This window comes from Salinimicrobium oceani (assembly GCF_012037645.1).
This window is the reverse complement of the sequence record NZ_JAAVJR010001072.1, coordinates 1-365: the sequence shown is the minus strand read 5'-3', so window position 1 is coordinate 365 and position 365 is coordinate 1. Positions and strand designations below refer to the sequence as shown.

General features: G+C 42.7%; 1 pseudogene. It reads right to left on the bottom strand.

From position 1 onward, the window contains the following. A pseudogene (locus HC175_RS20830) lies at positions 1-365 on the bottom strand (TonB-dependent receptor); the annotation flags it as partial.

Sequence of the window (365 nt, the reverse complement as noted above, 5' to 3'; positions counted from 1 at the left end):
ATCCTACGGGATTCCTGGGATCTCATCCCGGCTTCAAACATCCTGCTGTAGTTGGTGGTAAGATCTTCATCCTCTCCATATCTGTAAAAACCGGTAGCAGTAACCGAAGACCTGTCCGTTAGGTAATATTCAACACCTAAACTTGTATTAAAGTTACGGTTCAATCTTTCTATCTCGCGATCTTCAATTATTCGATCAAATCTGGGGGTTACCAGTTCTCCATCCTCATTTATGTAATCGAAATAACGGGTATCGGCAAAGGAGCTGCCGGGCGCATCGAAGTAGCGGAATCCAGTGGTGTTAAAAATGTTGAATTTATTTGTTCTTAAATTAAGGTTGGTGGAAAGCCCTACCAAATCGGGATC